At 60.1% G+C, this 5,563-nt stretch carries 5 protein-coding genes; all 5 read left to right on the top strand.

Annotated features, from left to right (window positions below):
• Positions 1-88: 88 nt before the first annotated feature.
• A complete protein-coding gene (locus LJE91_18250) occupies positions 89-1,285 on the top strand; it encodes a peptidoglycan-binding protein (GenBank protein MCG6870596.1) in 1,197 nt (398 codons plus the stop codon).
• 582 nt (positions 1,286-1,867) lie between these two features.
• A complete protein-coding gene (locus LJE91_18245; GenBank protein ID MCG6870595.1) occupies positions 1,868-3,382 on the top strand; it encodes an SUMF1/EgtB/PvdO family nonheme iron enzyme in 1,515 nt (504 codons plus the stop codon).
• A gap of 62 nt (positions 3,383-3,444) precedes the next feature.
• Positions 3,445-3,747: a four helix bundle protein gene (locus LJE91_18240; protein ID MCG6870594.1), complete on the top strand. Its 303-nt coding sequence runs from the start codon at positions 3,445-3,447 to the stop codon at positions 3,745-3,747.
• A gap of 36 nt (positions 3,748-3,783) precedes the next feature.
• Positions 3,784-4,125: an SUMF1/EgtB/PvdO family nonheme iron enzyme gene (locus LJE91_18235; GenBank protein MCG6870593.1), complete on the top strand. Its 342-nt coding sequence runs from the start codon at positions 3,784-3,786 to the stop codon at positions 4,123-4,125.
• Between the two features lie 381 nt (positions 4,126-4,506).
• Positions 4,507-5,427, top strand: coding sequence for a hypothetical protein (locus LJE91_18230; GenBank protein MCG6870592.1), 921 nt, complete (start codon positions 4,507-4,509; stop codon positions 5,425-5,427).
• Positions 5,428-5,563 lie beyond the last annotated feature (136 nt).

Raw genomic sequence — 5,563 nt, 5'->3', positions numbered from 1 at the left:
CGGGACTGAACTATATTCACAAAGGAAATCCGCTCCGGTTCTTCCGGACGTGTCCCGGCTCTTTCACGCGGTTTGGGGGGAGGTCGCGATGATTCGATTGGGAACCTATGACGTCGACAGCATGCCGGCTGACCGGCGGGGTTATTTCCGCGGATTGCACGAACCGGTTATGCTTGCCAGGCTACTGTTTCGCGGCGAGCGGGTCGGACAATGGCACAAGTTCTCTGCTTCGGGAGGGAGGGACGTCGCGAAGGTCCAGGAGATCCTGAAGACGGCAGGATTCATGCCGCTCGGTAAGGTGGACGGGCTCTGCGGTTATCGCACGGCCTCGGCCATCCGCCTGTTCCAGGAGTATGTACGATCCGTGGAAGGAGACGATTCGATCGGCACCGCGGACGGCGTTCTGGGGCAGCGGAGCCGGTTTCACCTGGACCGCTGGAAAACGGACGGTCATCGGGCGGAGTGGATGCAGTCCTCAGGAGACAATTATGGCCCGGAGTACAGGAAATGGATGAAGCTGCTGAAGGCGACGAAATCCCACTATCGCCAGTCTCCCACGACCCTGCTGAAGAAGGTCGCCGAGTTCGAGAGGCCCTCGGACACCCGGAAGGTCTCCGACTGGCGCTTCGACACAGACGACATTCATCTGATCGGGATACGCCGGGACGAGGCACAACCGGGGCAGCGCACAAACGATGACGTGTTTGTCCTGCTCGTCCACGGAGTCGTGTTCAAATTCTTCGGCACCACCGACCCCGGCAAGTCCAGCCATCGGGATGGTGCGCCGTTCCTGGTCCCCGGCCAGCACCGGTACCGCTTCGGGTGGCACAAGCAGTCCGACCAGGAAAAGGTGTGCCGGGCGCTGAAGCCCGAGACCTCCGGGGTTCTGATCATTCGGGACAGCGACCGGGACATGGCGTTGACGCATTCGGACCTGGAGGGTCGCCTGGAACGAAATCCGGGTATCAACGTGCACTGGGGAGGCCGGGGCGTCAGCAACTGGTCACAGGGGTGCCAGGTCATCTGCGGAAAGGGATATATCAATCACAGGAACGAGAAGTTGGATTGTTCGGCGTTCGCCGCCACGACGTACGCGAACCTGGGAAAGAAGGTAGGCGGCGTTTACCAGACCAAGGGGGCCTACAGCGTCCTGGTGGATCTGGTAACGGCCCTGTCGGGAGACCAGCATTCCTTGAGCTATATGCTGCTCTACGAGAAGGACCTGGGGCTCACTCCCGCGATCGAGTCGGATGTGGCCGCGAAGGTGCTCGCGCAGGTCGCCTGAGCGGATCCGGGCGAGGAGGCTTCAGATGGACCCAACGGGATACTGCAGATGAAACTGGCCGTCATTCGTAGTGTTCAGAATCCAATGATACTTAGGCGATTGCCGGAAAATGATATACCAGATCGCGCCGGATTTTCGTTCGTCATCAAGACGCGACAACAGGCGCATCGTCGAACTATGAAACGGTTGTCGCAACACAGAGGACGGACGACAAAGACAAGCAGGATGGTATGTCATTTGACAGAAATCGCCTTACTTTGGCGAATCTGCCCCGCGGCATTCGATCCGAGGGACGCCGTGAATCCGTCCCTGGAGGCTCGAGCGCAGCATCCCTGCTGCACACGCCCTCGTATCGAACACCACGGAACAGCTTCGACTCCAGTGCGGTGCCGTTATGTGAGTGGCATTCAGTTCAGAATCCTCTTCTCGTGCCCCGATGAATCAATCCGACCATGGAGTTCACCAGATATTTTTCAGTTACAGCCCTCTTGACCAGATTGGCCAGATCGCGGCACGACTGAGCCTTGTGATAAGGCCTGGCGTACCTTCTACTGCGGACGCTATGGAACGTCGACTGCGACCATGAGCGATATCTTTCTCAGCTATACCCGGGACGATGAGGATCGGGCCGCGGGTCTGGCCGGGGCTCTGGAAGCCCTGGGATGGTCGGTATGGTGGGATCGGTCCATCCCGGCCGGTAAAACCTTCGACGAGGTCATCGAGGAAGCGATCGATGCGTCCAGATGTGTTGTGGTCATGTGGTCCGCTCTGTCGGTGAAGTCGAGGTGGGTTCGCACCGAGGCGGAGGAAGGCGCCCATCGGGGGATTCTCGTCCCCGTCCGTATCGATGATGTACGCATACCGCTTGCGTTTCGGCGCATACAGGCAGCGGACCTCATCGGGTGGAACGGCTCAGCAGAATCCCCGGCCTTCCTGAAGCTGGCGGCGGATATCGAGTCGGTACTTGGGCCACCCCCCGCCGGGGAGGAAGCCAGGCGGAAGGCCGAAGAGGAACGTGAGGCGGAGGCGTCGAGGCAACAGGCGGAATTGAAACGCAAGCACGACGAAGCGAGACGTGTTCGGGAAGAGGCGGAACGTCGAGACAAGGAGAAGGCCGGGCGGAAGGCCGAAGCGGACGGCAAGGTAGAGGAAGAGAAAGGAAAGGAACGCGGCGGCGAGGAAGAAATCAGGAGCAATGACGAGGAGCCGAACCGATCAACGACACAAGGTCGTCGCGCGAATAGGCCAACCCTTCTCACGCTCATTGTCGTGAGTGTGCCAATCGTGTTGATCGTCTCCGTGCTTCTGACCAGGATGGAGAGGAACGATCACGCTGTAAGCACGCCATCTGAAGAGCAGCGTGGCCAACCAGAGTCGTTCAAGGACTGTGAATTCTGTCCGGAGATGGTGCGTGTTCCAGCGGGTGAGTTTGAAATGGGCGACCTCCAGGGGGGAGGTAACTCAGATGAGCGACCAATACGCACAGTACGCTTTGCGAAGCCCTTCGCGATCGGCAGGTACGAGGTGACCTTCGCGGAGTTCGATCGGTTTGCCAAAGGGAAGGGAATCGATCCGCCGAATGACCGGGGATGGGGACGGGGCAACCGGCCCGTCGTCAACGTCTCCTGGGAGGCCGCGAAGAAATACGCGACATGGCTTTCCGAGCAGACCGGAAAGCGCTACCGCCTGCCCACCGAGGCCGAGTGGGAGTACGCCGCGCGCGCGGGAACGCGGACCGCCTACTGGTGGGGAAACGACGTGGGAAGGAACCGCGCCAACTGCGACGGTTGCGGCAGCCGATGGGACGACAAACAGACCGCTCCGGTCGGATCTTTCCCGGCAAACCCTTTCGGCCTTTCGGATACGGCGGGTAACGTCTGGGAGTGGGTGCAGGACTGCTGGCATGAGAACTACCAAGGCGCGCCGGAGGATGGCAGCAAGCCCTGGGGTGAGGAGGACGGTGGAGTTTGCCAGCGGCGCGTTCTGCGCGGCTGCTCCTGGAGCTACGGCCCGGGGTTCCTTCGCTCGGCGTACCGCTGGTTCTACCCCGGCTTCTGGGACAACTACTGGGGGTTTCGTCTGGCCCAGGACCTGTAGCCCTTTTTTCTTTGTCCTTTTACCCTTTGTGTTTTTGTTCTTGATTTGATCTTCATGTTGTCATGACCGATTCGACCCCGCAGGCCGTACAGGCCTGCCACCAGATCCTGTTATGGATGATTCCGCAACTGGACCGTTTTCCACGCGCCCGGCGCTTTACCTTGGGTGAGCGGCTGGAAACCAGCCTGCTGGAGGTCCTCGAACTGCTGGTCGAGGCCGCCTGGTCGCGGGACAAACAAGCGGTGCTTCGCCGTGCGAACCTGCGTCTCGAAGCACGCCGGCCACGCCGACACGCACGGACTGCGCAAGCGGATCTTTTCCGGGGTACTATTCCAGCGGGGACCGGGCCGTTAAGGAAACCCTGAACAAATGGCTGCGACGGCGCATCGCTGCGTTGCGCGGTGCTCTCTCCCTCGCCTATCTACCTGATATGTCTCGGTCGCTGCGCTCCGTGCGCCTTGCGCTGCATCCATCTCGCTCATTTGTTCAGGGTTTCCTTAGGCGAGCAGCGCGTTCTGCGCGGCGGCTCCTGGAACAACAAACCGAGGAACCTTCGCTCGGCAAACCGTAACAGGAACAACCCCGGCAACAGGAACAACAACAGGGGGTTTCGTCTGGCCCAGTCCGCCCGCGCGGCAAAGCGCCTCAGCCCGGAGCCGGCCCGTTCACGGACGGGCCGGGTGTGGTGCGCGGGTGTCCATGAGTCCGGTTCCCGGCCTCGCAGGGAAGGGAGCGCCGAATAGCAGTGACAGCGACGTCAGGGGCCGGGGCTGGTAGGTCTTCACCGAAGGTCCCGGCTCCGTTTGAGAACCCTCTATCGCAGAAGTCGATGCCCCTTTCAGGGTCCGATCCGATCGATACGATCTCGAAAAGGTGCGGGGTGATTACTTCGATCGGACCAGCATGTGGAAGACCGACGGGCATCAAGTCGAAGATGCCTGCCCCGTTTCGCTTGCCGCGCGGCGCCCTGAAGGATCTGCGCTCGGGTCCTTTTCTGAATTCGAGTCGACGCTGTGCTATATGGCTTGGAAAGCGAGGGAGATCGGCATCACCAACTTCACACATCGGCGCTACCAGGCAATCGGGGGGAAGCCATGCCTCATGTCACTTTTATTCACGGGATTATGAACAAGCCCCCGGCGGACCAGCTGCTTCAAATCTGGTTGCGGTCGCTGGCTGGAAACGATGGCCTCGATCTGGACGGAGAGGGCGTCACCTATTCCATGGTGTACTGGGCCGATGTCCTGTACGAAAAGCCGCAGGACACGGGCGCCATGAATGAGAGTCTGGGGAGCGAGGCATCGCCCGAGAAGAGCGAGGAAGACGAGTCCTGGCGGGTTGGGCTGGAAGGAAGGGAGAAAGAGATCGTGGATCGCCTGGCCGCCAGGTTGCGGTTCGACGCCGCGGCACCTCAGGGTGATGACGAATACGAGCCCCGGCAGGCCGATATCGGAGCGGAATTCGAACGTATCCCGCTACCCTGGTTCATCAAGCGGCGCGTCATGAAGGCGCTGCTCAAGGATGTGCATCACTATCTGTTCAATTCAGAGTTCAGCCCGAGGGATGGTGAAACCTATCGGGTGCTGGACGAGATCCGGAAACGATTCGTGCGGGCGGTCACGGAGGGGAACGAGATCGAGCAGTCGAAACCCGATCCGGGCAAGCACGTCGTTGTCAGTCACAGCATGGGTACGGTGATCGCCTACGATTGCCTGAAGCGGGTACCTGATTGTCCCGAGGTAAATAGTCTGATGACCATCGGCAGTCCCCTTGGCCTGGATGAGGTTCAGGACCTGTTGCAGCCGGAATGGACCCGGGAGAACGGGTTTCCCAGTGAGCGGGTTCTGAGCAGCTGGGTCAACGTCTACGACAAGCTGGATCCGGTTGCCGGCTTCGATCCCAATCTCTCAAATGATTACCGACAGGCCGGCGTGGAGGTCGTAGACGATATCAACGAGCAGAACGAAGGGAAATGGCGGCACAATATCAGTAAGTATCTCAGCAAGCCCAGGCTGCGCGACGCCTTGGAGAACATGGTCTTCTAGGAGCCTGTCGGACTTAGGTGATCGTAGCGAGCATGATGGGAGAGCGAGATCGAATGTTCACGATTTTGAGGCGCATAGTGGGCCTACGCAACGAAAAATCGGGGGCATTTGAGCCGAGCTCCCATCAGCGCAGTAG

The sequence above is a fragment of the Gammaproteobacteria bacterium genome, from assembly GCA_022340215.1.
In the GTDB taxonomy this organism is placed as follows: Bacteria; Pseudomonadota; Gammaproteobacteria; order JAJDOJ01; family JAJDOJ01; genus JAJDOJ01.
The sequence above is the reverse complement of the archived record's forward strand: the minus strand, read 5'-3'. Positions and strand labels throughout refer to the sequence as shown.

Coding starts and splice junctions, on each gene's coding strand:
- LJE91_18240 (MCG6870594.1), top strand. CDS start 3,445: ATGACCGATTCGACCCCGCAGGCCGTACAGGCCTGCCACCAGATCCTG.
- LJE91_18245 (MCG6870595.1), top strand. CDS start 1,868: ATGAGCGATATCTTTCTCAGCTATACCCGGGACGATGAGGATCGGGCC.
- LJE91_18250 (MCG6870596.1), top strand. CDS start 89: ATGATTCGATTGGGAACCTATGACGTCGACAGCATGCCGGCTGACCGG.
- LJE91_18230 (MCG6870592.1), top strand. CDS start 4,507: ATGAACAAGCCCCCGGCGGACCAGCTGCTTCAAATCTGGTTGCGGTCG.